Source organism: Paraburkholderia sp. J63, from assembly GCF_905220245.1.
GTDB lineage: Bacteria > Pseudomonadota > Gammaproteobacteria > Burkholderiales > Burkholderiaceae > Paraburkholderia.
Genome location: NZ_CAJMZF010000235.1, coordinates 1 through 238, shown reverse-complemented (window position 1 = coordinate 238; position 238 = coordinate 1). Strand labels below are relative to the sequence as shown.

Sequence of the window (238 nt, the reverse complement as noted above, 5' to 3'; positions counted from 1 at the left end):
TTTCCTGTTCCTTTATATCCCGATCATCAGCCTCGTCGTGTACTCGTTCAACGAGTCGAAGCTCGTGACGGTCTGGTCCGGCTTCTCGCTCAAGTGGTACGCCGCGCTGCTGCAGGACGACGAGCTGCTCACCGCCGCGTGGCTCTCGCTGAAGATCGGTCTGATGACGGCGTTCGCCTCGGTCGTGATCGGCACGTGGGCCGGCTTCGTGCTCGCACGTATGGGCCGCTTCCGTGGC

The 238-nt window shown here is 62.6% G+C and carries 1 protein-coding gene; it reads left to right on the top strand.

The features are described 5' to 3' along the window. On the top strand, positions 1-238 hold a 238-nt coding region (locus U5775_RS39330), incomplete at both ends, for an ABC transporter permease (RefSeq protein ID WP_415913772.1).